The sequence below is a fragment of the Prevotella sp. HMSC073D09 genome (assembly GCF_001814145.1).
Lineage (GTDB): Bacteria > Bacteroidota > Bacteroidia > Bacteroidales > Bacteroidaceae > Prevotella > Prevotella conceptionensis.
The window spans coordinates 19,786-44,406 of sequence record NZ_KV815126.1 but is presented as its reverse complement, the minus strand read 5'-3'; the positions used below and the strand labels follow the sequence as shown (position 1 = coordinate 44,406).

Sequence of the window (24,621 nt, the reverse complement as noted above, 5' to 3'; positions counted from 1 at the left end):
GGGAAAGTGCCCTTTGGGAGGGCGTAATACCGGGAACTAGAAATAAAAGTTTAAATACAATATATTTATGAAGAAAAATAATCTAAACATCTATGGCCAAAGGTTCGCATGGGGAGCCTTGCTGTTTTTCGTTGCTTGCATGTCGGCATGTCGAAGCGACAATGGAGACGTTTCTTCTGCAGAATACGACCCATCTCGACCTGTCACCGTGACAGACTTCATCCCCAAAGAGGGCGGAGTGGACCAAAAGTTGGTTGTTTACGGCAGCAACTTCGGCAACGACACCGACAATGTCAAAGTCACCATTGGCGGACAGCGCGCCGTTCTCATCAGTGTTAAGGGCGATTGCCTTTACTGCTTGGTGCCTGCCAAGGCCTATTCGGGCGAGGTGGTGGTGTCTGTTGGCGGCAAAACAGCCAACGAACAGAGCGCAACGGCCAGCAGCAAGTTTAACTATGAACGAAAAATGGTTGTGGGAACGCTCAGTGGCGTACGTAACCAATTCGACGACCAAGGTTGGCACGACGGCCCTTTCAACACGGCAACAGGCTATGCCGGCGAAGGATGCCTTACCTTCGACCCCTTAAACCACAACATTCTGTATGCCGTTTACGATGAAAATGCACACGGCATACAAGCGCTTGACATGGAAAAGAAGGAGGTAAAGACCATACTCTCTATGTCCAAGTTCGACAACCACCGACTACGCTCCATCGATTTTTCGAACGACGGGCAATATATGCTCATCTCCACCGACCGCGACGACCGCCAGTTGCAAAGTCCCAGTGTGTGGATTGTTAAGCGCAACGCCGATGGGACCTTCACCGACGCATCAAAATCGCAAATCTTAGCTGCCTACAAGCAGTGCAACGGAGCCGCCGTGCATCCCAAAAACGGCGAACTTTACTTCAACAGTTACGAGCGCGGACAGGTTTTCCGCCTAGACATGAACAACTACTTCAACACCGTTACAAGCGGCGGAACATGGTATCCCAACTGGACCGACGGCAACTTTAAGGAGCTGTTTACCATTCAAGATGTGAGTTGGGAGTTTAAAATCTTCATCCACCCCACTGGCAAGTACTGCTATATCGTGGTTATAAACAAGCATTACATTCTGCGTTCCGACTATAACGAAACCACCAAGAGCTTTGCCCCACCATACGTTGTGGCCGGACAAGCGCGAAACGACGGATGGGTAGACGGTGTTGGCACCGGTGCACGAGTAAACAGACCCTACCAAGGCTGTTTCGTGAAGAACAAGAAATACGTTGCCGAGAACCGCGACGATGTGTACGATTTCTACTTCTGCGACAACCGAAACCACTGTATACGCTATCTCACCCCCGACGGCATCGTCCGCACATACGCAGGACGCGGCACTTCCTCGCAAGCTGGCGATGGAAACACATGGGGAACGGAAGACGGAGACCTGCGAGAAGTGGCTCGTTTTAACAGTCCTACGGGAATTGCCTACGACGAAAACTCTAACACTTTCTACATCCTAGATACCCAAGGACGAAAGATACGTACCATTTCAATGGAAAAATAGAACTCCAAATAGAGCCATAAGACAATGAAAAAGATATTTATATTATTCTGGATGTTGTGCGGCATTACGCTTAACGCCTTAGCACAAGAACAGCTGGAAATATCGGGAACAGTAACCGACGCCACAGGAGAAACCCTTATTGGCGTTAGCGTCACCGTGAAAGATGCCAAGGGACTGGGCACCATCACCAACATCGACGGTAAATACACCATCAAGATGCAGCAATACCAAACGCTGGTGTTCTCTTACCTGGGCTACAAACCCGTAAGCGTGCTGGTTAAAGGCGACAGAAGGGTTATCGACGTACAGATGGCCGAGGAGAAACTCAACACCATCGACGAGGTTGTCATCACGGGTCTTGGCGCGCAAAAGAAACTCACCGTTACGGGTGCCATCACCAATGTCGACCTCGGACAAATGAAACAATTCCCCTCATCAAACTTCACCAACGCCTTGGCAGGTAATGTTCCAGGCATCATCGCCATGCAATCGTCGGGTCAGCCGGGTAAAAGCACATCGCGCTTTTGGGTTCGCGGCATCTCAACCTTCGGCGCCAGTTCAGATGCGATGATACTAGTAGACGGTTTCGAACGGTCGAACATCAACGACTTGAACATTGAAGACATCGAGAGTTTCTCGGTATTGAAAGACGCCTCGGCAACGGCCATCTATGGCTCGAAGGGTGCTAACGGCGTTATTCTCATCACCACCAAACACGGTAAGGAAGGAAAGATAAACATCAACGCCAAAGGCGAGGTAGCGTATAACACCCGTACCATCACTCCGAAGTTTGTTGATGCGCCCACGTATGCCACTCTGCTCAACGAGGCACGCATAACGCGCAACCTCCCTCCACAGTATCAACCCGAAGAGTTGGCACTAATCAGGTCGGGACTAGATCCCGACTTCTACCCCAACGTAGACTGGTCGAAACTTCTTCTTAAAGATGGTGCAATGAGCTATCGTGCCGACTTGAGTTTGAGTGGCGGTGGAAACACAGCCCGCTACTTCGCATCCCTATCGTATGTAGAAGACCAAGGCATGTACAACACCGACGAGACATTGCGCAACAGGTACAACACCAACGCCAATTTCAAACGCTGGAACTATCGTATGAATGTGGACATAGACGTTACACCCACAACGGTTATCAAGCTGGGCGTATCGGGCAACCTCAACAAGCGCAACAGTCCAGGTCTTGGCGACCAATATGTATGGGGCGAACTCTTTGGTTTCAACGCCCTAAGTTCTCCCGTCCTCTATTCCAATGGCTATGTTCCAGCCTACGGTCGCCAAAAATATCAAATGAACCCTTGGGTTTCTGCCACACGCACAGGTTACAACCAAGAATGGGACAACAACATACAGACAAACGTAACGGTAGACCAAAAGCTGGATTTCATTACCCGTGGCCTCTCGTTTACAGGTAGGTTCGGATACGACACCTATAATAGCAACCACATATACCATCGCCTTTGGCCAGCCATGTATCGCGCCAACAGCCGCGATTCGCAAGGCAACATCATTTGGGATAAGCTTTTCGAAGAGTCGCCCATGGCCCAAACATCAGGCGGAGAAGGTTCGCGGCGCGAGTTTTTGGAGGCTTTACTACGTTGGAACCGCACCTTCAACAAACAACACAACTTTGGCGCTACTGCCCGTTTTACGCAAGACGAGCGGATACAGACACAAAATATAGGCACAGACATTAAAAACTCTGTCAGCCAAAAGAACCAAGGCGTTGCAGGGCAGATAACCTATAACTACGCCCTACGCTATTTTGCCGACTTCAACTTCGGCTATAACGGTTCCGAAAACTTTGCCGACCACCATCGCTTTGGTTTCTTCCCTGCCTTCTCCCTAGCTTGGAACGTAGCCGAAGAACCCCTCGTAAAGAAGGCATTACCCTGGCTCAACATGTTCAAGCTACGTTACTCGTGGGGCATGGTGGGCAACGACAATGCGGGAAGAAGCCATCGTTTCCCCTACCTTTACACTATCGACTTTACTAAAGAAGGCTACAATTGGGGGTCGAACCTTACCACAGCCACCACCACAGGCATGCACTACACGCAGGTGGCATCGCCAAACGTTACATGGGAGATTGCGCGCAAAACCGATGTTGGCTTTGACTTCGTGGCGTTCGACAACAAGTTCTCGCTCACGATGGACTATTTCTACGAGAAGAGAACGGGCATCTTCATGCAACGCAATTTCTTACCCGACATCACAGGACTTGAAAGTCGCCCTTGGGCAAACGTTGGCGCCGTAAAATCTAGCGGTTTCGATGGCAACTTCCAATACAAGGACCACATCGGTGAGATAAACTGGACGGTGCGCGGAAACATCACTTACAGTAAAAACACCATCCTAGAACGCGACGACGAAAACAACGTTTACGCCTATCAGTACGAAAAAGGCTACCGCATTGGCCAACAAAGGGGGCTTATTGCACAAGGCCTCTTCCGCGATTACGACGACATTCGCAATTCGCCCAAGCAAAGTTGGGGAACCGTACAACCTGGCGACATCAAATATAAAGACGTTAACGGCGACGGCGTTGTGAACGATGGCGACCGCGTGGCCATAGGTGCAACCAGCACCCCTAGCCTCATCTACGGGCTTGGAGCCTCTATTAGCTGGCGCGGTTTCGACTTTAACTTCCACTTCCAAGGAGCTGGCAAATACACGTTCCTCATCAACGGCGGTACGGTTAACGCCTTCAGCAATGGCCGCTGGGGAAATATCCTTAAAGGAATAACCGACAACCGATGGATTTCAGCCGACATATCGGGCACCAAGGAAACAGAAAATCCCAATGCCCCCTACCCCCGTTTGAGTTACGGCAGCAATAGCAACAACGAGCAGGCATCTACCTTTTGGTTACGCAACGGCCGTTTCTTGCGCCTCAAAAACCTCGACATTGGCTACACAATGCCCAAACCCTGGGTCAACGCCATACACTTGGAGAGCGCACGAATCTACATTTCGGGGCAAAACCTCATCACGTGGTCGGCCTTCGACCTTTGGGATCCCGAACTCGACAGCAGCAGGCGAGGCGAAGAATACCCCATCACTCGTTCGTTTACGGCAGGCATACAAATTAGTTTATAACCACAGACATACAACATGAAACGTAAAAATATTGCCCTGATAACGTTGGCGTTGGGCATCGGAATACTCTTTTCCGCTTGCAACGACTATCTGGACTCCGACAAATACTTTGAAGACCGTACCACGATTGAAAAGGTCTTCACCAGCAGAATACGCTCCCAACAATGGCTTGCCTACGCCTATTCGTTCTTGAAAGACGAGAACGCCGACGTTGTTGGCAAGGAGAAAGAAACCAATTCGTTTACCTTTGCCGACGACATGTACTATGGCGACCGCGACGTTAACTACGACTCAAAGGAGGCTGACGAGCTTTCGTACAACACGTTCATGCAAGGCGAATACGACGAAAACGACTTTAACCAAGGCTGGACAATGTGTTACAAGGGCATTTATCAGGCCTCAGTGTTCATCGCCAACATTTACAGGAACACCGAAATGACCGAAAAAGAACGGCTCGACTTTAAAGGGCAGGCACGTTTTGTGCGTGCTTACTTCTATTGGCTGTTGCTCCGCCGTTACGGTCCTGTGCCAATCATGCCCGACGAAGGCGTTGATTACACCCTTAGTTACGAACAGATAGCCACGCCGCGCAGCTCGTACGAAGAGGTGGCCAACTATATTAGCCGTGAAATGGTGCAAGCCGCCAAGGAAATACAATACACTAGGCGCGACGGCGAAAACATCGCACGCCCCACAAAGGGTGCTTGCCTGGCCACACGTGCCCTGGCATTGGCTTTCGCTGCCAGTCCGTTGGCCAACGGTAACACCGATGCCTACGCCAAGCAGCTGGTAGACGACAAAGGCCGGACATTGCTCAACACCGACTATCAAGAGGAGAAATGGGCACGCGCCGCCGCTGCCTGCAAAGACGTTATGCAGCTTGGTGTGTACGACCTCTATCACGCCTCGTTCAGCACAACAGATGCAGCTGGCGACCCGGCCACCATCGTACCTGCCGACTCCACTTGCCAATTTGCCCAAAACGACTGGCCAACGGGCTGGAAAAACATCGACCCCTTCAAGTCTTACCGTGTTTTGTTCAACGGAGACGTTGCCCCAGAAGACAATCCCGAACTGATATTCTCGCGTATAGACCAAAATGCCACACGCATAAACCACAGCATGATGTCGTTTGCACGCCATTCCATGCCTCGCGACTTTGGCGGATGGAACACACATGGCCTTACCCAGAAGATGGTAGACGCCTATTATATGAACGACGGAACCGACTGTCCTGGCAAAGACAGCGAGCTGAACGGCGGAAACGGTGCTGAACGTCTCAAAGGATTTACCACCGCACGCGACTATCGACGCGGAAAATACAAGCCATTGGCCGCCAACGTGTCGTTGCAATATGCCAACCGCGAACCGCGTTTCTACGCCTCGGTGGGCTATAACGGCTCTGTTTGGGAGTATTTGGGCGACCCCGAAAACACCCACCACAACCGCCAAACCTTCTATTATCGCGGTAGTGGCAACGGCTACAACAACTCGCAGTTCTACCTCCGCACGGGTATCAGCGTGAAAAAGTACGTCAATCCCACCGATGTTCCCGACCGCGAAGACTATAAGAACATCAAGAACAGGGCCGAACCCGCCATTCGCTATGCCGACATACTATTGCTCTACGCCGAGGCACTCAACGAACTTGATGGCACATACACCATCCCATCGTGGGACGAAAGCACCACTTACAACGTTCGCCGCGACATTGCCGAGATACAAAAAGGCATACACCCCATACGCATACGCGGCGGAGTGCCCGACTATTCGACAGACGTCTATGCCAACAAAGACCTCTTGCGCGCCAAAATTAAACGCGAACGCATGATTGAATTCATGGGCGAGGGCAAGCGTTACTTCGACCTGCGCCGCTGGAAAGACGCGCCACGAGAACTGAACCAACGCATTTATGGCTGCAACGTAATGATGGATGCCAACCACGCAGCAGAGTTCCAACAGGTTATCCCCATCAACAACCTGCGCAGCACATTCTCAGACAAGATGTACTTTTGGCCCATCCGCCACAGCGAACTGAAACATAACTCGCGCCTGACACAGAACCCAGGATGGACCTACAACGATTAACCTACCCTTTAAGTGACAAGAAAATGAAAGTAAAACATCTTCCGATATATGCGGCGATGCTCGCAAGCGCACTCGCCACGCTTACCGCCTGTAACGACGAATGGAAAGAAGAGCAATACACGCAGTACGTTAGTTTCCGCGCGCCGCTTGGCAAATTGGGCGTTACCAACGTTTATGTGCCTTACAGCAGGCGCAATGCCGACAAAACTTTTGTCGAGAGTAGCGGTCTCTCATCGTATAAGCTACCCGTAATCGTTAGCGGTTCGCTGCAAAACGAAAACAACATCACGGTGCATGTTGCACACGATGGCGACACGCTTAACGTGCTAAACCAAGCCCGTTTCTTAAATCGCACTGAACTGTGGTACACCGACATGAAGGATTATGCCACTGTCCCTGAGACGACGACCATCCCATCGGGCGAGAATGTGGGGCTGCTTAACATAAAATTCAACTTCAACGGCATCGACATGAGCAACAAATGGGTGTTGCCGCTTACCATCGTAAACGGCGAAAACTATGGCTACACTGCCCATCCACGTAAGAACTACGCCAAGGCGCTGCTCCGCATCTTCCCCTTTAACGACTATTCGGGCGACTATTCGGGCAGTACGATGAAGATTTTCGTTACAGGCGACGAGGCTAACGCCACCGCTAAATCTATCATTCGCGGATATGTGGTGGACGATAAGACCATCTTTTTCTACGCAGGCGACATAGACGAGAGCCGCACAGACCGTGCCAAGTACAAGGTTTTTGCTCGTTTCAACGGCGAAAAGGAGGGCACGGTAGACTTCTATACCACCAACAACGACCTGAAATTAAAGGTGAACAAGCAGGCCTCGTTTCACATTATCGAGCAAAAAGACGATGTGAAGCCTTATCTCGTGCACCGCTACGTTATCATCAACAACATTAGTTACGATTACGTAGACTACACCTCGGCTCCTGGAACAGAGTTTAATTGGTCTGTTAGCGGCACGCTCACACTAGAACGACAGATAAATACACAAATACCCGACGAGGACCAAGCCATCGAATGGTAACGTTCCTAGTTGCCTAAACACATTTAGGCGTGTCTTATCAACCGCACGCCTCAACACAGACCCACTCTGTTAAGGCAGGTTCTAAAAATTACCTCCACTGGATTTTTTGGCTCTATCTGCGCAGATTTCTATTACCCATTGATGGAACATAGTGAACTATGCGACTGAAAGGGTAAGAGGAAGATGCCAGATAAAGGCAAAAAGACCGTGAAGAGCGAACTAAAAAAGGAGAAAACGACGTAAGCGTGGAATTTTTAGAACAGGCCGTAAATCTTTCTTAACCTCCCAACTCTCTTAAAAATAAAATGGTTGATTGTTGTTATAGTAGTAGTCAGAAAGCCATGCTTTATCTCTCAATGGGATGTAAGCATGGCTTTCCCTTTCTCCCCTCCCCTCTCCTCTATTGCCTATAAGCAATGTCTTGCAAGATGTATTAGTGGTGGACGAGTGGACAAGTTAACTTGTTAACTGGTCAACCGGTCAACTTTATACTATGTAATATTTTCGGCAAGATTTTTAACATTATGAGTGCCATCTTTGTCCACCAAACACCTACCTTGTCTCAAAAAATCGATTCTCGCGACGGTTGGTTTTGATGTAAAAAGGGGCAGCGAGTGAATGCTGGCAAAATGAATGTTTATTACAAAAAGCTGACTTTTGCGCCAGATTTTGGGCTATTTGCTGCTAAATACCGTGTAATATGCCGCTAAATGCAGTGCATTTTGGTGCTAAACGCAGTGCAATTTGGTGCTAAACACACTGCGTTTTGGTGCTAAATGCAGTGCGTTTTGGTGCTAAATGCAGTGCGAAATGCTGCAAAATGCGAGACGAAAAGCATAAAAATGCACTGCTATGGTATAAATAAAACCTTTTAGAGCCATTAAAAACATGGCTGAAAGGGGCAAAATAACCGTTAAAAAGTGGTTTTTTAGGGGTTAAAAGTGGGTTATTGGACTTGGAAAATTACGAATTGGCAACCAATCTAGAAAGGCAAAATGGCGCAAAATGCAGGTTTTACGCTTAAAAACAGACAAGACAAAAGACGTGAAAGGCTAGAAATAGCGGCTAATTGCTGGTTTAGAAACCAATATTTTCGCTAGAATGGGATGGCAACCAGGAGGTGTTTTGTAAAATATGAATACCTATTTTAACAAAAACCAATCGCAAGAAAAAGATTAAGCCCCCAAATGGGTTGTTAGGGCTTGTGCAGATTTTGTGTATTGCGGAGCATATTGTCTGGCTTATTCTTGAAGGCATAGCGGGCTACGTTAAGAGAATAAGACAGGCAAAATGCCGACAAGCAAACGAAAGATGAGCAGGAAGCGATGCAAACGACCTTGAAATAATTGGTAAGCGGCCCAACGAGCGATTGGGGTTGAAAGGTAGTTGCTAATGCCCAATTAAGGTTTCATCCAAGAAAACTTAGCGGCTAATCAATGAAATTCAGCCATATAACCAAGCCTATAACAACATTTAGCGCAACAATAGTTGAACGGCGATAGCGTTTAGGGCAATAACGGCACACCCACTAACTATCGGCAGAACCATTGTATGCCACCGCTAATTTTCAACAGAGCGGTTTTTAGTAGAAAAATATAGTAAATAAAGGTATTACATGAGATTTCAGGTCTATATTTGCATATAAGCTTAAATTTGGAGTTTCTTAGCACCCACCTTAAACGAGCAAACGCCCACCCCATTATGGAGTGAGCGTTTGTTTGACTTTTGTTTTGCTGGGCTGTAATGGGCAAATATGCCGTTTTCACCCAAGCGTTACTTGCGTTTTTCCTCTAAGAAGGGGAAAAGTTGTGGAGCTGGTGGGATTCGAACCCACGTCCAAACAGGGAAACCATACGCTTTCTACACGCTTATTCCAGCCTTCGGTTTTCGTGCATTGGCAAGACCTGGACCACCAACCAATGCCTTATCCCCTAAAATTTCATTCGGCGAGCGGGGCCACGCCAAACTATTCCCGATTTCTCTGCACCGCTATATCAGCTGGCTTCGGAACAACAGCCTCTGAGCGATGTCTCGTTCCATCACCTAGTGACGGAATAAAGCCCAAAACCTACTATACTTCGGTTAGGCAGCGAGAGCGTAATTTCTTTCGCCAATTAAATTGTCGATAACTGGGATTATGGAGCCAGCCACCTACGCTCCGCGTGCTTACATACCATTTCATCCCGCTGTCAAATCCAGTCAACCCCGATTTTGTTTGCCCATAATTAGTTTGCATATTTTTGTATACAGCTACTTATTGGGGCGTGGCGAAATGCCATGAATTAGTTTGCAAATTTACACATTATTATTTATACGTGCAAGTTTTGGGGCTTTTTTCACAACTTTTGTGCATTCGCCATAGTATAATGCAATAAGATGGCTTGTGCTTCGTTTATGCAAATAATTATAAGACTATGAAAGTAACGGTAATTACAGTGACCTTCAACAGTGCTGCAACTATTGCAGACTGTATGCAATCGGTGTTAGACCAAACCCATCCAGACATCGAATACATCGTTGTTGACGGGCAATCGAACGACAACACCATCGACATTATCCACGAGTTTGAACCAAAGTTTACGAACAGACTGCGCTGGGTGAGTGAGAAAGACAATGGGATATACGATGCCATGAACAAAGGTTTGCGCATGGCCACGGGCGATGTGGTGGGTGTTTTGAACTCAGACGATTTCTTTACGACTACAAATGTGGTGGAGCAAGTGGCGCAAGCGTTTTCCGACTCTACGCTAGATGCCGTTTATGGCGACGTGCATTTCGTTCGCGAACCTGACTTAACGCATAGCGTGCGGCATTATTCATCGGCGGGTTTTCGCCCCTGGTGGCTGCGTTTTGGGCTTATGCCCGCCCATCCCTCGTTTTATGCGCGTAAGGAGGTGTTTCAGAAAGCGGGCCTATATAAGACCGATTATAAGATTGGTGGTGACTTTGAGATGATGGTCAGGCTTTTTAAGCGGTTCAACATTAGGGCGAAATACTTGAACATAGACTTTGTTACGATGCGCACAGGTGGCACTAGTACGAAGAATATGGGTAGCCGACTAACCCTATTGCGCGAGGACACACGTGCATGTAGGGAGAACGGTATATACACCCACCCAATTTTTATCTGCCTGAAATACTTTTATAAGGTGTTGGAATATAGGTTTTAACGTTCCTCCTTAATTGATGGGGCAATTATTGTTGCTTTGTTGCACCTATTTCAAGATTTTGGAATATAGTTCGAGGTATTCGGAAAAGCGGTCTTCCTTATTGAAATGTCGAACGATGCGCTGCCGACAAGCATCCTCGAAAGTTGTATCAGGTTGTTGGCATAGGTGCTCTATCTCGATGGCAGCTGTTTGTAGGTCACCTTTTTCTATTACTAAGCCAGTACCAGCTGTAACAGTTTCAGGACTTCCACCTGTATTGTAAGTAACGACAGGTGTTCCACATGCCATTGCCTCAAGGTTGGTTGTAGGAAAGGTATCTTCCCAAGTTGGGTTAAAATAAACGCTGGCAACAGAATAGAGTGAACAGAGTTCGTGTAGGTTATCAGTGCGGCTAATGCCTACAATACCTGCTCGGGCCGCTAATTTTTGCTCTTGCTTGGTCAGGCCCACAAGAACAATACGGATGGATGGGGGCAAGAGTGATGCGAGTTGAAGAAAGTCGGGCAAACCTTTTCGGTACCAGTTGGAGGCAATCCCCAAAACGATGGCACAATGTGCAGGGATGCCATACTTCTCTTTAATCCAGCTTACTTCCGTCTGCTTGCTAAAAACATTCGTATCAATACCATTATATATAAGGCGTGTGGGTGTATGCTTGAAAAACGACTGCTGTAACTGGCGTTGTAGCCACTGGCTTACGGGAACGAGTGTAAGGCGGTTGAGGGAAAGGAAAGTATCTTTTTTCTGTTCGAAGTTGCGATACGAGCGGTCTAACAGCAAACTCTTAGGATATGCGCCTTTTTGCGGACATTCCGCACAATGCGTTTTCCATTTCTCACACCCAATAAACTCGTAGTGGGCACAATGGCCAGTAAAGCTCCAACAGTCGTGTAGAGTCCACACCACGGGGATGTCGTGTTGGCGTAGGTATTGAAAAAGTAGCGGATAATTGAGGTAATAGCCATGTATGTTGTGCAAGTGTACGATGTCGGGGTTGACGTTTCCGACAAATTGCAGTAACGACTTTGTAGCCTTCTGGGACACTAAGCCGTGGTTGTCGAGCAGCCTAGAGGCTATCCCATGACGCATTTCATCCCAGCTGCTCCCCACATGGAAGAGATTGGATGTGCTAGGATTGGCCCACCGTCCGTATGCGATGTAACTTTGCCAGCCTTGCTTGATAGCCGCCTGCCCTATACCCTCGGCTATTTTACCATGCGACCCCCAATTGGCGGTGATGTTAATTTGCAACAGCTTTTTCATTCGTAGGTTTTATTACAACTGATGAAATAGTTAAGATGTTTAATGGGCCAAAAAGGCTCGAAGTGCCTGCGATTGAGAACTTTCCCGTTAAAAGAGAAATAATGTTTGTAATCGGATTGCGAGAAAACATACTTATAAGCTTTACAGGCGATGTCTATCGACCGCTGATTAGCGTGCGTAAGCTTTCCATAAGGAAAGGCAAAGTAGTTGCAGGGCTGTTGCAATTGTTGCTCTATCACTGTTTTGCAGGCTACGATTTGGTGACGGAGCGTGTCTTCATCGTCGGTGTTAATCATATAATGGTCCAAGGTGTGTGCCCCTATAATATGTCCGCGGTTGGCCAATTCGCTTAGATGCGACCAACGCATAGGTTGTTTTCCCTCGGTAAGCACCGTGTGGTTGTTGAAGTGCTCGATGTAAGCGTCGTCTCCCTCCACATAATTTGGATTGACAAAGAAGAGAGCATTTACACCAAACTCTTCCAAAAGAGGAGCGAAAAGGTCGTAACACTCCATAAAACCATCGTCGAACGTGAAAGCCACCAATGGTTTGTCGGGACATTCTTTGCGCATAATTCTCTCAACGGCGTCTTCTATTCGAATGAAAGTTACGTTACGCGACAAGTTGTCCAGTAAGTTCCGAAAAGTGTCAGGTTCTTTTTCGGCCGCTATTCTGTGGCCGTTTAAGATGTGGATACCTGGGGCGGGAGTTGCCCAGGCACCAAGAACGTTAAGTATTTCTTCTCGGACAACGCCACGCAGACGTTGGTATAGGGTGGAGTTATGTTTCATTTAGCACTTTTCTAATTACTTCCGTTTGATAATGAATATTCCATTTACGGTCGATTTCGTCAAAAGCCTTCCGTCTAGTTTGCTCTCGTTTGTCTACGTCTGCACATATCCAATATTCTATTTCCTGTTTCAGGCTCTTGGCATTGCCCTGTTCGAAGAACGTTCCCGTTTCGCCTTGACGTATGGCCTCGAACTCCGGCATTTGGTAAGCGAAGTTGTTATGAGTAACAACGGGACATCCAAACGTAAGCGCATGAATGGCTGTAAGGCCTACATTGCCAGGCGAAACGCAGACTTGGGCATTGTAGAACAATTGCCCAAGCACCTCGTCGTCATAACAAGGGCCATACATCCAAACGTTATCAGCCACGTTCTTATCTTTGGCATACTGGTCGATGTTAACTTGTTCAACGTCTTTACCAACAAAGACAATGTTGACTGGGCGGCCTTCTTCCTTAAATGCCGCAGCGCAATCTACAAGCAATTCCAGTCTTTTTAATTTCTGAATTCTTCCGCAATAGATAATGGTGGGATTGTCGTTTAGAAAATGTTGGCGGTAGATGTCGCTACAAGCAAGTTGTTCTCGTATGGCACGTTCTTTGTCCGAATCCATCGAATTGGCGATGCAATACATCTTACGCCTGGGTATTCCTTCTTTCTGCATCAGGGCAATGGCGTATTCGCTGTAAACCATCAACGCGGAATGCAAGGAGAAAAAGAGCTTTTTTACCAGTCTTTTTATTCTTCCCTCCCTGCCATACCATCCATGCGTCCATGCAATGGTTTTCTTTCGGGTAAGCTTGGCCAACAACAATATTGCCCACGAGGAAAGACAGAAGGGCTCGCCATCAATGATGTAATAACGGTAGGGCTTAAAAAGCAACCTTACCGAACCACGTTGCCAATAGAAGGGACCGAAATAAACGTTTTTCAATGTTTGGCGATAGCCTTCCAGCTTGGTATAATCGAACTTCTTTATTGGTGTTGCAACTTTGTTGCCCAAGTAAAAATGGCACGCAAAATTTTTCGCCATCGCACTGAAGACGGGGAAACGGTAGTGTGAACCAATGTTTGTAATAAGGCAAAGCGGTTTGGAAGTATCCATCTGTTAACTTGTTGTATTCAGAACTTGTTATATGTATAAAGTCACTGTTATCGGTGATTTCATTTAAAGGTTTGTCGGCAGCTCATGCCTTGGGTCTATCTTCTATAAAGTTTCCTACTTAATTGTCCTAAGTGGAGGGCATTTCTTAGACACACAATTGAGGACAAAGCGAATTAGGAATTTGATGTTGTGGCTAAAACCAACGTTATGTCCAACAGGATAATAAAGAGCATTCGTCATTGTATGGTGTGGATTAAGTGGGTGTTTTGTTCTTGACCAGCGGACTTTCCACCATCAGCAGGATAATGAGCAGAATGAACATTCCACTAGACAACAAGGTTGTGAATATTGACGTGTTAAGCAGAAAGGACAACGTCGGGAGAAAAACAACGAAGAGGTCTTTCAGTTCATACCTAAACGCTATTGCGTTGATAAATTGTAATAACACGAAGAAGAAGACACCTATAATAACAACACCCGACAATCCCCAAGCCGCTATACCATCTGTTAAAAAGAAGTTGGCATTGGCGTTTTGCGTTCCATGTGCAACAACAACACCCAACGGAACGTCATAAGGATAGGCGTTGGTTATGGCGTTTACAATGTTGATGTGTGAATAGTGCGTATAGGGATGCTCACTGAAGAAATGCAAATAGAACTGAGACAGCCAACCCGCCACACAGACAGTTCTTAAAAGCACAATTGCACCAACAACAAAAAGAATCTCGTTATCTTGGGCAAAATAAAGCGCAAATGATATTATTACCGTGGTGACAATTATAAGCGAATGCAGTCTTTGGGATATGGTTTCGTGCTTTAATTGCACGACAAAATAGAGCGCAACCAAGACAAAGGGCATAACGAAGGTTATCTTTTGCATGTCTACCATGAACAAGAGAATGTAGCCGAACAGTATGGCAAGCGCCTTATGCCATTTTTTCTCTCGCAGATAACAAACCAATAAGAATGGATAGAATGCGCCCGAAAGCCATCCTTGAAGATAAGCGATGAAACCTCCGCCACCGTTTATGGCCTCTGAATTTTGGCTGCGTAAGTCGTATAAGACATCAGATTGCGTGAATATGTTGACAAAATGCATCGACTTCATCCTCGACAACACGAAAATAGCCGTTATAATCAAGGTGATAATTTCAATCCACCGAAAAGATAATGCAGGCCGTAGTTCAAGTGGTTTGAAAAGATTTCGCCAACTTTCCATCCCAAAGTAAACAATGAAGAACAAACACATTACGCAAGCGTAAGAATAAAGGCTATAAGCATCTATGCCGTTGGTGACGAATAAAGCGTGTATAAATGGAATGTAAACCAACAGATACAAGAAAATGCAAAAATAAGAAGACATGCTCTTTATGCCCTTATACAGGGTAAAGGGAAGGATTGAGAATGTTATCCACAACGTCTTTGGGAGCGGTTCCATTTCAATATAGTCTAAGCCCATGTAATAAAACAGCTTGAAGACAAAATGCTCGAACATGAAATCATAGGTCAGGATGTATGCCGTTATACATAGCATACGTCCCAACAAACTGTTCGCATTCATTATGTACCCTATCGCCTTTCTCATAACTCCCATGTGCGAAATATGAAAAACAGAAGTGCAAGGATACAAAGAGGAAGACTCTTAATGAAGTCTGACAAACTAAGATGTACAAGTCCTAACACCTTCCTAAACAGGAGCGTCTTTACCGTTGCGCATCCTACGGAATAAGAAATCAGTATGGTTGCAAAACCATATCTGTAATTGCAGGCAAACAGGATACAGCCAATACCGACAATGAAATACAACAGTTCGTAGCGTAAAAGTATGTGCTGCTTATTAATTCTCCTAAAAAGGGGTATGAGCGGTTGCGTAAGGATTGTAGACATGGCCCAAAGCGAAAGGCATATCGACATGCTACCTGCCTCGTGCCACTTGTCACCTAAGAACCACACAATGAGTTTGTCGCCACCTAGACAGATAAAAAGGGTTGGAATGGCAGACAACAGGAGTGTGGCGTTAACTACCTTCTTAGTAACTTGTTTGATTTTGCCTTCGTCTTCGGTGTCACAAATCTCTTGATAATATACCTTGCCTACTGCCGATCCGACAAACGACATTGGCAAAAGTAACAGTTGAAGTATGATGGAATAGCAACCGATGATGCTTTGACTGAAAAAGGCGGATAGGATTAACAATGGTAGGTTGAATGCGGCAAACGACAATACGCTTGCTGGGGCATCATACAAAGGGAAACTTTTGTTCTCGATGGCGCATTTCCTCATCGATAGAAACGAGATGGGCTTTGTTTCGGGCATCTTGATTTTCATCAGAACAAATGCGACGAGAAAAAAAGCCGTTATTGCTTGGGCAAGAACCGTACCTAACAGCAGTCCGTTGGCAACAGTTAGGCCGACAGCTCCAAACACAATACGGAAAAGCCCTTGTGAACCACCTTGGATAATGTGGTTTACGGACAATATGGTGTACTGTTCGTGTCGGTTACTTACATTATAGCATACTGTATGTAGAATAAAAAAGAACAAGTATATCATTAGCAACGTGAACGAAGGAAAGCTATTGAAAAAGGAAACGCCTAACGACTTCCCTAATACAAACGTTCCACCAATCAATAAAGAGGTTGAACAGCCAAGCAAAAGACATAAGGCAACGATGTTCTTTTCTTCTCGGCGGTCTATCTTCACTATGGCATTCTCATATCCTAAGAATATAAGAACGGTTACAATCGATATGAACGAAGAAAACACTCCCCACTCACCGAAATGTTCTTTCTCGTATAAACGCGAAAGAATAGGCGTCACCAAGAATGGTAATATGTACATGATGATATTACCAAACGAGAGCTTTAGCATGTTGCCAAAAGCTTTGTTCTTCCGTATGTCGTTTAACTTACTGTTCAAAATTGTACTTTGAAGGTGATGGCACATAATATATAGTGACGCCTCTACGTCCCAGTTCCAGCATTTTCTGCAAGCAGGGCGCTGAATAGAATACCTTAATTCTTAAGTTAGAGAGCCTTGTGTGCTGATAACAGTCAGCGGAAAATCTCTTAATTATTCTTCCTTCCCTTGACCTCCGCTCCAAATTTCCCTCAAGACAGGTGTATTCTTTCACTTCGCCAGAGGCTGTAAGGTAGCGGTAAGTCTTCTCTTCTGTGAAAAACTGTGCCCAATAAGGGTGCTCTTTATATAATATAGCCTCAACACAGTGTACGAACGTACCAATATAAAACTTTGGAAGACCGATAGAGAACACTAGTGCGTTGAGCTTTGTCATTCTATGCCACGGCGAAAACTCGTCCCAACAGTTAATGCTCTTATGGTGGTCTTTAGTGAGCCATTCAGCATATTTCCCCCAGGCACATACCGAATGCTGTACGTTGATGCTGCGAACGACGCCAGGGAATGTTCTAAATGTTTCTGCCAAATAACCAGCCTTAGTGGGAGCAGTCGCTTTGTCGAAGACATAATTGGCATCTTTCAGAAAAAGAGGGTCGGGAAATGCTGGCATGAGGAGTGTGCCTTCTAGGGTTAGCACCTTCATAACGGCATCTATCAATTCTTCAGCTGTGCCTTTGTAGTTATAAAACTCCATCATTGAGGCGTGTATGCAAACAACACTCCCTTTCTTCATTCCTAACCGTTGCATCTCTCTTACGATGTCATTAGCCGTGTAGGTTTTATGGTATACCAGTTTTCCTATTTCCTTATGTATCTTCTTTTTCAGCATAGAGAAGTCCTTGATGCCTGTTATACCTTTAACAAATAAACCCAATCGAGTTATTATGGAAACACCCATACTAATCAATTAAATAGTTTGCCAAGTTCTTTTCGCAATAACCAAAGCGATTGCACTACGAAAACCAACAGCATTATTGTCAGGACAAAGAACATACGCTTGGGACCTGCTGGTTTAAGAGGAACTGTAGCACCTTTTAATATGGTGAAAGCAGGTGTCTTCTCTTGAACTTTTGCTTTTGCCGATTGGAGCTGCGTAGCTAGCGTAGTATATGTGTTAAACTTAAGTTGCATGTCGTTCTCCAAGTCTTCTCGCTTTGCTCGGAAACTCTCCAATATCAAATCTGTGTTTGCGTCCGAATAGCTGGTGTATAGCTTACGCGATTTTTCATAAGCCAATTTAGCCTCCTGCACCAATTTTTTGTAGTACTCCATGTCATTGCGCGCCTTAGTTGTTCGATACTCTGTGATGAATGCTTGAAGTTTATTCCTAACAGAATCTGCAAGAGTTTTACAGATTAGGGGGTCTTGCGCTTGTGTCGTTATCGTAATAACTCCATTCTTCGAGTCCACACTTAGCTTTACTGCATGGCGTATTTGTTCCATTACAACACTCTGTTCAGTTGTTAAGTTGTAAGGATTAACGGTTTCTTTGGGCAGCACCTCTTCTTTCTTTTTCAAGAAGAAGAGCGCATCTTCCCACCATGTTTGCTTTTGCCTATTAGCAAGATAGTCGTAATAGGAGGTGTAGATAGACTTATCTGACGTTTGAACCGGAATGGTGAATAGGTTCGAAACAAACTTGTTGTCTTCCAACAACGAAGGGTAAAGCAATGGGGTGATGGCGTCTTTTGACTGTATATCCGAAAGGTCTATTCCCAACGATGACGCAATGCTTCCCAATGCTCCCCCTTTGCCAGGCGTTTCTATTTCAGGTGCAAGCTTTGTATCCGTTTCGTAATAGCGAGGATAGCCGATAATATACAGGCAAGAAAGGATAAAGGTTATTGACAAGACTTTTGTGTAGCTTATCCTTTTAATCCATATCTTTCTTAACAACGAACGTAGGTCCACTACGTTCTTGTCGTTTTCCACGTTTTCCATATCGTCTATATGTGTATTGTTACTTCATCAAATTCGCAATCGTGGCTATCAGCGTGGCAAGGCCGGCCATCGTTGTTCCTACGGAGAGCCATTGGGTAAGTGTCTTGCCGTTGTTTTCGGGCTTGGTGGGCACCACAATCTCGCAACCAGGAAGTATTTTCGCGTTATGCCCAACGCGCGCCACGGTTCCATTCATATATATAATATAGGTGTTACTCTTCTTAGAACGGTTTCCAAAGCCACCTGCTTGATTGATGTACCATGCTGGGCGACGGCCTTTCTCGTAAGCCACCGTATTGGGATACATCACGTTACCACTAATCTTCACCGTTCCGTTGTATTCAGGCACGATAAGCTTATCGCCTTCGCGCAACACGAGGTCGGCGTCGCCACCAGGTTCGGCCAATGCCTTTTCTAGTTCGATACCCACATAATAGGTGTCGCCAAGGTCTAGGCGTTTCTTTTCCACCGAGTCTTTCTTGCCACTTTGCATCTCGGCCAAGCGCAAAACAGTTTCCATGCGTAGCCGTTCATCGGGCGTGATGCGGCGTTCTAGTCGCGCACCGCGAACATAAGCCAAGTCGGTTACGCCGCCAGCCCGCTTAATGGCATCGCTAAGACGTTCGTTCTTGCTCGTAAGCGTATAGGTTCCTGCGAACATCACCTGACCTTGCACGGCGATATTCTTCTGTACATTGTAGCCGGGGCTCTTTCGTACATACACCTCGTCGAAGGGTTGCAGCGTAAATCCTGTTTCTCCGTCTACCACAAACCCGTCTTTAAGGGCAAAGGTATAGGTACGCGAGATGACCGAGTCGGTGCTCAGAGCCTTAGGGTTGACGATGCGCCGAGCCACATCCACCTTAGTAGTAGATGCCGACTCTCTCAGTCCGCCCGCTTGCAGCACCAAGTCTTCTAGTGTTTCGTTGGCGGCATACTTGTATATGCCAGGATACATCACCTCGCCATGTATGGTTACGGTTTGTTGTTGCATCATCTCGCCCTTTGTGGGAACGAACAGCACATCGTTCTTTTGTAGGGGGATGTCGGCCACCTTGCCGCTCATAATTCCTTCAATGTCAACGGGTATTACCTCCAAAGTGCGGTCGGGGCGCATGCGATGCATCACGGCGCGTGCCGTAAAAGCCTCTTCGGTAATGCCTTCGGCGTGTTCTATCAGCGTGCGAACGCTGTTGATGGAGCCGCCAACCTGGTACATACCAGGGCGGAACACAGCTCCTTTCACTTCGGCCATATTTGAAAAGCGCGGCAAAATGGAATCAACGCTAACCGAATCTTCATCGGCTAAGTGGAAAGTGTTAAGATCGAACTCGTCTATGTTAAACACCGAATACTCGCGTCCTGTCTTTCTCACCAGCCTAACCGTCTTGGTGTAGGCATCGCCCGTAAAGCCGCCAGCGTATTTCAGCAACGTACCCACACTCTCATTACGTTTCATTTCATAATACATGGGGCGTTTCACCTTACCCGTAATGTTCACCAAGCAGTCGTATGCGCCAACCACAACCACGTCGTTGTCGGCCAATCGCACGTTACCCGTTAGCTTGCCATTCAATATATAGTCGTAGATGTCTACCACCGTAACAAGCTTATTTTGCCGATATACCTTGATGTTACGCAGCGTTCCTAAGTCGTTTATGCCGCCAGCCATGTATAAGGCATGGAAAACCGACGCGAAAGCTGATAGCGTATAGGTGCCAGGCTGTTTCACTTCGCCCATCACGTTCACCATAATGGTGCGCGTTTGACCCACCGTTAAGCGCACACGCGAACTGCTATAACGCGAACCTAGCGTAGAACGCAGGCGTGCGTTGGCCTCGGCCACGGTAAGTCCGCTAACCTGTACAGGCCCGAAACCTTCGATAATCACGTCGCCATCGGGCGAGATAGTTGTCTGTTCCGACTTCTGCGATGCGCCATAGATGTCAATATTAACTGCATCGCCAGGCCCCAGCCGATAATTTTGGGGTGTGGCGATATTCATGTTGGGTTCAAACGACAGGTCTTTGCGGTTAAAGATGTCACGTCCGAACACTTTTTTAGGCATCTTGCCCACGTATATTTTCAGTTTCTCTCGTTCCCGTTGTGTGGCCGAGTCGGGCAAAAAATCGTCCAACTCTTGTTGCATCAGCCTATGGTCAGCAGTGTTCCGTTGTTTTGTTGACAAGTCGCCTTCTTCTTGCTGTGCACCCCTCACCATCATGTTGTTCTTCACGTTCTTCTCGTCTTTCTTGTTTTCGCCGTTGTTCTTCCGCAAACGGCCGTCTTCAAGCTTACTTTCCTTGTCGGTGCTATTGCTCACTTGCCCTAGGCCCTTATCTTTGGCCACACGTTCGTATGCTTTTTTAACGCGCCTTATTTGCTGAATGTCTACGCCACGCTGCATCAGCTTGGTTACTATTTGGGTCTGCGAGGTACCTGCCTCGTGCTCTTTAAGTACAAACTGCATCACTTGCGAGTCGGTCATAGACGATTGTGCCCTTAGCCCAAGCGAGCAAAGGGTCATCAGCAGCACAAGTAAAAGACTTCTTTTCATTTCCCGTTTTTATATTTACTTCATAAGCAAGTGGTCGTGCCTTTGCGTCACACATATATAATGTGTGCCCCTATTTTCGGCTGCCACTGCAACGTATTTTTTGTTTGTCCTAATTGTAAAAGCCCTTTGGCTTGTTTCTCCTATGTCGGCCTGTCATTTTTATTAATGGTGCAAAGCCTTTATTTAAACTCCTTGTGGGGTGTTTTATTGCATGCCCCACCTATAAAAAATGTTTGCTTGGCATTCCTTACTCCTTTCAGATAACCGTCAAGGCACTTGCCTTCTACTTTTCGCAGACCATGCAAAGATACAAATAAAAAGTTGCTTTCCTACTCCTTAACCTGCATTTTTGCATTTGCCCCAGCACCAATGCACATAGGCCATGAGCCTAAAACTTAACGAAATGCAACCTACATTTGCGCGAACTTAAAACCATCCGCGAACTGGTAAGGTCATCAATCTTGAAATGTTCGTTAAGGCTGTTTACGCCATAATGCAGCAGAATTTCCGTGTTCTCCAATGGTTTGTCACCATTCTCGCGGTCGTAAAGATAGGGTTGCGAAAGCATTAAGCTGTCGCCCTGCCTTTCAAAGCGCAGCAAACATTTACTTATTTTCCTGTCTACGTCTCTCAGTTCAAGCAGTTTATGTTGAATGGCCCAAAACAGGCGCTTACCCTGCATCGTATTTACGCCGCCCGTACCAATACTGTCTATCTGTTGCAAACGCCAATAGCCGTCTAATTTCTTGTTGCGCGAAGTCTCTAGCTCGCAACTGCCAAGCAGGGCCAGCACCATCAGTGCCATGCCAACAAATTTCACCAAGCCCATAGGCCTGCATATCTTCGTATTCTGTGTCATGTTGTTTGTCTTACCTTTCATTTAAACAGCCCTTTCTTAGCCACTGTAAGTTGTACGCCCCACTTATTACCCAATATCCGCCCCATGTCTGCACCCACTGCGGCAGCCACATTCCAGTCGTTGCGCAGTTCGTACTTGCCTTCCAGCATCAAGCTAACGTTATGCTCTTTCTTCTCGAAGGGGTCGGAGTAAGTGCCAAGCCCATTTTGATAAGTGGCGAGGAAACGATAGCTCAGTTCGTCGGTGGGTTTTCCGCCGATGCCAAGATGCCAAGCCACAAAACGGTTGTTGGCCACATTGATATTGCCATTGGTGTTATAAATGGGCGAACGATAAAGCGGATTACCCATTACCTGCCCCCAATGCTGCCAGCCCGTATAGATATAGTGGTTGTAATAGTTGTCTTGCCCGCCCAAGTGGTCGGCAATGGTGTTGGTGTGGTCGTGGTAGATAGGGCCGCTTTGGTATTTGGTGTAAAGGTATTCAAGCACCACATCTGTAATCCATCGTCCGTATTTAAAGTTCAGTTCCGCCCCAAGCATCCAATCTTTAAGGTCGTAAACAAAAAAGCGGCGTTTCTTTTTCTGCAACCATTCGTCGCCCGTACCATATCCGTCGTAGTCTAGTTGCAACATCGACGAATGGTCTTCGAAATACTTGTCGGCATAAACAGAAAACCGCCAGGTGTCTGCATCGTAGTTCACACGCGCCAACCATGCGCCTAGTTGGTTGCCTTCGGCGTTTTGGTAGGTTGTTTCGCCAACATCGGCACCACCCGGCAAGAAAGCCTTTACAAACGATTTAAGATTCGTCCTACCACGAATAACCTTCATCGTGCCATCGTCTAGCGGTTCATAAGACGTGCCACCAAAGGTGGATGCCATTTCCAAACCCAACTCTAACGACAGAGGCGTGAACCGTTCGGGATTGCCAATCATAATATAGCCTGCCTTACTGTGGTAAAGCACGTTCTCGGTATATAGGTGCTGTTGACCTGTAAAACGTTTCTGCCAATTGTCGTCGGTTGTTTTTCCGTATGCCACGTGGCCTTTAAGGTGCAACCATCCATTGCCAAAGGGCAGTGTCCAATAATCAGGTAAAGCCAAACGCACCTGCGGAACGGGGCGCGCATTGATGCCAAGCAACTGCGAACCACTGCTTAAAGCATTGTTTTTCAATTCCATGTTGTGGCGTTTGCTGCCGATGGTGAGCGTGGCATGCAGCCAACGGGCCTGCACAAAGGCTTGGTCTACCACTATCCTGCTAGTGAAACCTTGCGTTAGTGCCACATTCAGCCCATAACCCATCCCCCACCTGCGAACAGAGTCGGTGGTTAGCGGGCGTTCGATACCAGCCAGTAAATATCCGTTGGTCTTTTCCAGCGAGCTTAGTCCGTGTTTGTTGGCGTTTAGCCAAAGGGGTGTTTGTCCACTCGATTGCGTGGCTTGCACCTCAACACTATACCCCAACCCTTTGCCAAGCTTTATCTTTCCGTGTTCGTTTGCTTCGCGCCATGCCTGTGCCTGCGCAGTGAATGCAGGCACCATACATGCCCAAAGTAAAGCGGTAAAATAATGTTTCATACTCTCTAAACAACGCAAGACGTTTAATATTATTTTATATCTCTTGCATTTTCTTACTTTATTTGTTTTTTTAGATGCCGTAGTCGTCTTGACTTTTAACCCCAATCGGTGGTTGGCCTGTGCAGACTTTGTTTGATTGTTGAGCGTATTGTCTGTCTTATTCTTGAAGGCGTAGCGGGCTACGTCGAGAGAATAAGACAGGCAAGATACCTACAAACAAACGAAAGATGAACAGGAAACGTTGGAAACAGCCTAAAATAATTGCTGAGCGTCCTGACGGCTGATTGACGTATAATCAAAAATAGATTTTAGAAAAGATTGAAAGGCTGTATGCAATTGTCGAAGTTGTCTTGACGTTTACTATTTCTACAATTTGAGAGGAGTTTGTTTTCTTTGTGCTTTAAAACCAAAACAAACTCCCCATTCATGTACGAAGTACCTGGATAAAGGTACGATAAAACCTGAAATACTGCACCATTTGTCTGTGGCAAAACATGCTTATATTTCAGAAAGTAACCTGACGGATGTTGTTCCATACACTCTCTACGGGTTGAAAACCGCCTGTCGAAGGCAGGTTACTTCTGCGTTTGCATGATGCTGTATGTGAGTGGCATGCCCTGCAACCGCTCGCGC

15 protein-coding genes and 1 other RNA gene are annotated in these 24,621 nt (G+C 46.6%); 5 read left to right on the top strand and 11 right to left on the bottom strand.

The window, feature by feature from the left end; genetic code table 11:
• Positions 1-67 precede the first annotated feature (67 nt).
• Genes HMPREF2955_RS12200 through HMPREF2955_RS12185 form a run of 4 tightly spaced genes read left to right on the top strand, consistent with a single transcriptional unit; the run spans position 68 to position 7,800 of the window.
• Positions 68-1,552, top strand: coding sequence for an IPT/TIG domain-containing protein (locus HMPREF2955_RS12200; protein WP_070723731.1), 1,485 nt, complete (start codon positions 68-70; stop codon positions 1,550-1,552).
• 24 nt (positions 1,553-1,576) lie between these two features.
• On the top strand, positions 1,577-4,666 hold the full coding sequence (locus tag HMPREF2955_RS12195; protein WP_168166899.1) for a SusC/RagA family TonB-linked outer membrane protein: 3,090 nt from the start codon (positions 1,577-1,579) through the stop codon (positions 4,664-4,666).
• Positions 4,667-4,681: 15 nt separating this feature from the next.
• Positions 4,682-6,754, top strand: a complete 2,073-nt coding sequence (locus HMPREF2955_RS12190) for a RagB/SusD family nutrient uptake outer membrane protein (RefSeq protein ID WP_070723729.1) — start codon at positions 4,682-4,684, stop codon at positions 6,752-6,754.
• 23 nt (positions 6,755-6,777) lie between these two features.
• On the top strand, positions 6,778-7,800 hold the full coding sequence (locus HMPREF2955_RS12185) for a DUF4973 domain-containing protein (protein ID WP_070723750.1): 1,023 nt from the start codon (positions 6,778-6,780) through the stop codon (positions 7,798-7,800).
• Between the two features lie 1,806 nt (positions 7,801-9,606).
• On the opposite strand, the gene ssrA is transcribed toward HMPREF2955_RS12185, so the two are convergent.
• Positions 9,607-10,007, bottom strand: a transfer-messenger RNA (tmRNA) gene (gene ssrA / locus HMPREF2955_RS12180).
• Between the two features lie 207 nt (positions 10,008-10,214).
• Between ssrA and HMPREF2955_RS12175 the strand changes: the two genes are divergently transcribed.
• On the top strand, positions 10,215-10,970 hold the full coding sequence (locus HMPREF2955_RS12175) for a glycosyltransferase family 2 protein (protein WP_070723728.1): 756 nt from the start codon (positions 10,215-10,217) through the stop codon (positions 10,968-10,970).
• 45 nt (positions 10,971-11,015) lie between these two features.
• Here HMPREF2955_RS12175 and HMPREF2955_RS12170 read toward each other — a convergent pair whose 3' ends face one another.
• The 10 genes from HMPREF2955_RS12170 to HMPREF2955_RS12125 form a co-directional block, all read right to left on the bottom strand.
• Positions 11,016-12,233 (bottom strand): glycosyltransferase, encoded by a 1,218-nt coding sequence (locus tag HMPREF2955_RS12170; RefSeq protein ID WP_070723727.1) that lies wholly within the window; start codon positions 12,231-12,233, stop codon positions 11,016-11,018.
• The gene (locus HMPREF2955_RS12165; protein ID WP_019188940.1) at positions 12,230-13,024 is read right to left on the bottom strand and encodes a polysaccharide deacetylase family protein; all 795 of its coding nucleotides are present in this window, start codon (positions 13,022-13,024) and stop codon (positions 12,230-12,232) included. Before HMPREF2955_RS12165 ends, HMPREF2955_RS12170 begins: the two co-directional genes overlap by 4 nt.
• Positions 13,014-14,129 (bottom strand): glycosyltransferase family 4 protein, encoded by a 1,116-nt coding sequence (locus HMPREF2955_RS12160; RefSeq protein WP_044260928.1) that lies wholly within the window; start codon positions 14,127-14,129, stop codon positions 13,014-13,016. Before HMPREF2955_RS12160 ends, HMPREF2955_RS12165 begins: the two co-directional genes overlap by 11 nt.
• A 253-nt stretch (positions 14,130-14,382) precedes the next feature.
• Positions 14,383-15,690 (bottom strand): hypothetical protein, encoded by a 1,308-nt coding sequence (locus tag HMPREF2955_RS12155; protein ID WP_246830142.1) that lies wholly within the window; start codon positions 15,688-15,690, stop codon positions 14,383-14,385.
• Positions 15,691-15,710: 20 nt separating this feature from the next.
• Positions 15,711-17,000 carry an oligosaccharide flippase family protein gene (locus HMPREF2955_RS12150; RefSeq protein ID WP_070723749.1) on the bottom strand — a complete coding sequence of 430 codons (1,290 nt, stop codon included), beginning with the start codon at positions 16,998-17,000 and terminating at the stop codon, positions 15,711-15,713.
• Between the two features lie 37 nt (positions 17,001-17,037).
• Entirely contained in the window at positions 17,038-17,877 is an 840-nt protein-coding gene (locus HMPREF2955_RS12145) for an AAC(3) family N-acetyltransferase (RefSeq protein ID WP_246830141.1), read from the bottom strand.
• Between the two features lie 74 nt (positions 17,878-17,951).
• On the bottom strand, positions 17,952-18,989 hold the full coding sequence (locus HMPREF2955_RS12140) for a chain-length determining protein (protein WP_070723724.1): 1,038 nt from the start codon (positions 18,987-18,989) through the stop codon (positions 17,952-17,954).
• Between the two features lie 19 nt (positions 18,990-19,008).
• Entirely contained in the window at positions 19,009-21,546 is a 2,538-nt protein-coding gene (locus tag HMPREF2955_RS12135) for an SLBB domain-containing protein (protein WP_070723723.1), read from the bottom strand.
• A gap of 388 nt (positions 21,547-21,934) precedes the next feature.
• Positions 21,935-22,405 carry a lipocalin-like domain-containing protein gene (locus HMPREF2955_RS12130; protein ID WP_246830140.1) on the bottom strand — a complete coding sequence of 157 codons (471 nt, stop codon included), beginning with the start codon at positions 22,403-22,405 and terminating at the stop codon, positions 21,935-21,937.
• Positions 22,406-22,422: 17 nt separating this feature from the next.
• A complete protein-coding gene (locus HMPREF2955_RS12125; protein WP_371326391.1) occupies positions 22,423-23,988 on the bottom strand; it encodes a capsule assembly Wzi family protein in 1,566 nt (521 codons plus the stop codon).
• Between the last annotated feature and the right edge of the window lie 633 nt (positions 23,989-24,621).

Excerpts from the sequence above, each read along its gene's own strand:
- HMPREF2955_RS12200 (WP_070723731.1), top strand. The coding sequence starts at position 68 with ATGAAGAAAAATAATCTAAACATCTATGGCCAAAGGTTCGCATGGGGA.
- HMPREF2955_RS12195 (WP_168166899.1), top strand. The coding sequence starts at position 1,577 with ATGAAAAAGATATTTATATTATTCTGGATGTTGTGCGGCATTACGCTT.
- HMPREF2955_RS12190 (WP_070723729.1), top strand. The coding sequence starts at position 4,682 with ATGAAACGTAAAAATATTGCCCTGATAACGTTGGCGTTGGGCATCGGA.
- HMPREF2955_RS12185 (WP_070723750.1), top strand. The coding sequence starts at position 6,778 with ATGAAAGTAAAACATCTTCCGATATATGCGGCGATGCTCGCAAGCGCA.
- HMPREF2955_RS12175 (WP_070723728.1), top strand. The coding sequence starts at position 10,215 with ATGAAAGTAACGGTAATTACAGTGACCTTCAACAGTGCTGCAACTATT.
- HMPREF2955_RS12170 (WP_070723727.1), bottom strand. The coding sequence starts at position 12,233 with ATGAAAAAGCTGTTGCAAATTAACATCACCGCCAATTGGGGGTCGCAT.
- HMPREF2955_RS12165 (WP_019188940.1), bottom strand. The coding sequence starts at position 13,024 with ATGAAACATAACTCCACCCTATACCAACGTCTGCGTGGCGTTGTCCGA.
- HMPREF2955_RS12160 (WP_044260928.1), bottom strand. The coding sequence starts at position 14,129 with ATGGATACTTCCAAACCGCTTTGCCTTATTACAAACATTGGTTCACAC.
- HMPREF2955_RS12155 (WP_246830142.1), bottom strand. The coding sequence starts at position 15,690 with ATGAATGCGAACAGTTTGTTGGGACGTATGCTATGTATAACGGCATAC.
- HMPREF2955_RS12150 (WP_070723749.1), bottom strand. The coding sequence starts at position 17,000 with ATGCTAAAGCTCTCGTTTGGTAATATCATCATGTACATATTACCATTC.
- HMPREF2955_RS12145 (WP_246830141.1), bottom strand. The coding sequence starts at position 17,877 with ATGCTGAAAAAGAAGATACATAAGGAAATAGGAAAACTGGTATACCAT.
- HMPREF2955_RS12140 (WP_070723724.1), bottom strand. The coding sequence starts at position 18,989 with ATGGAAAACGTGGAAAACGACAAGAACGTAGTGGACCTACGTTCGTTG.
- HMPREF2955_RS12135 (WP_070723723.1), bottom strand. The coding sequence starts at position 21,546 with ATGAAAAGAAGTCTTTTACTTGTGCTGCTGATGACCCTTTGCTCGCTT.
- HMPREF2955_RS12130 (WP_246830140.1), bottom strand. The coding sequence starts at position 22,405 with ATGACACAGAATACGAAGATATGCAGGCCTATGGGCTTGGTGAAATTT.
- HMPREF2955_RS12125 (WP_371326391.1), bottom strand. The coding sequence starts at position 23,988 with ATGAAACATTATTTTACCGCTTTACTTTGGGCATGTATGGTGCCTGCA.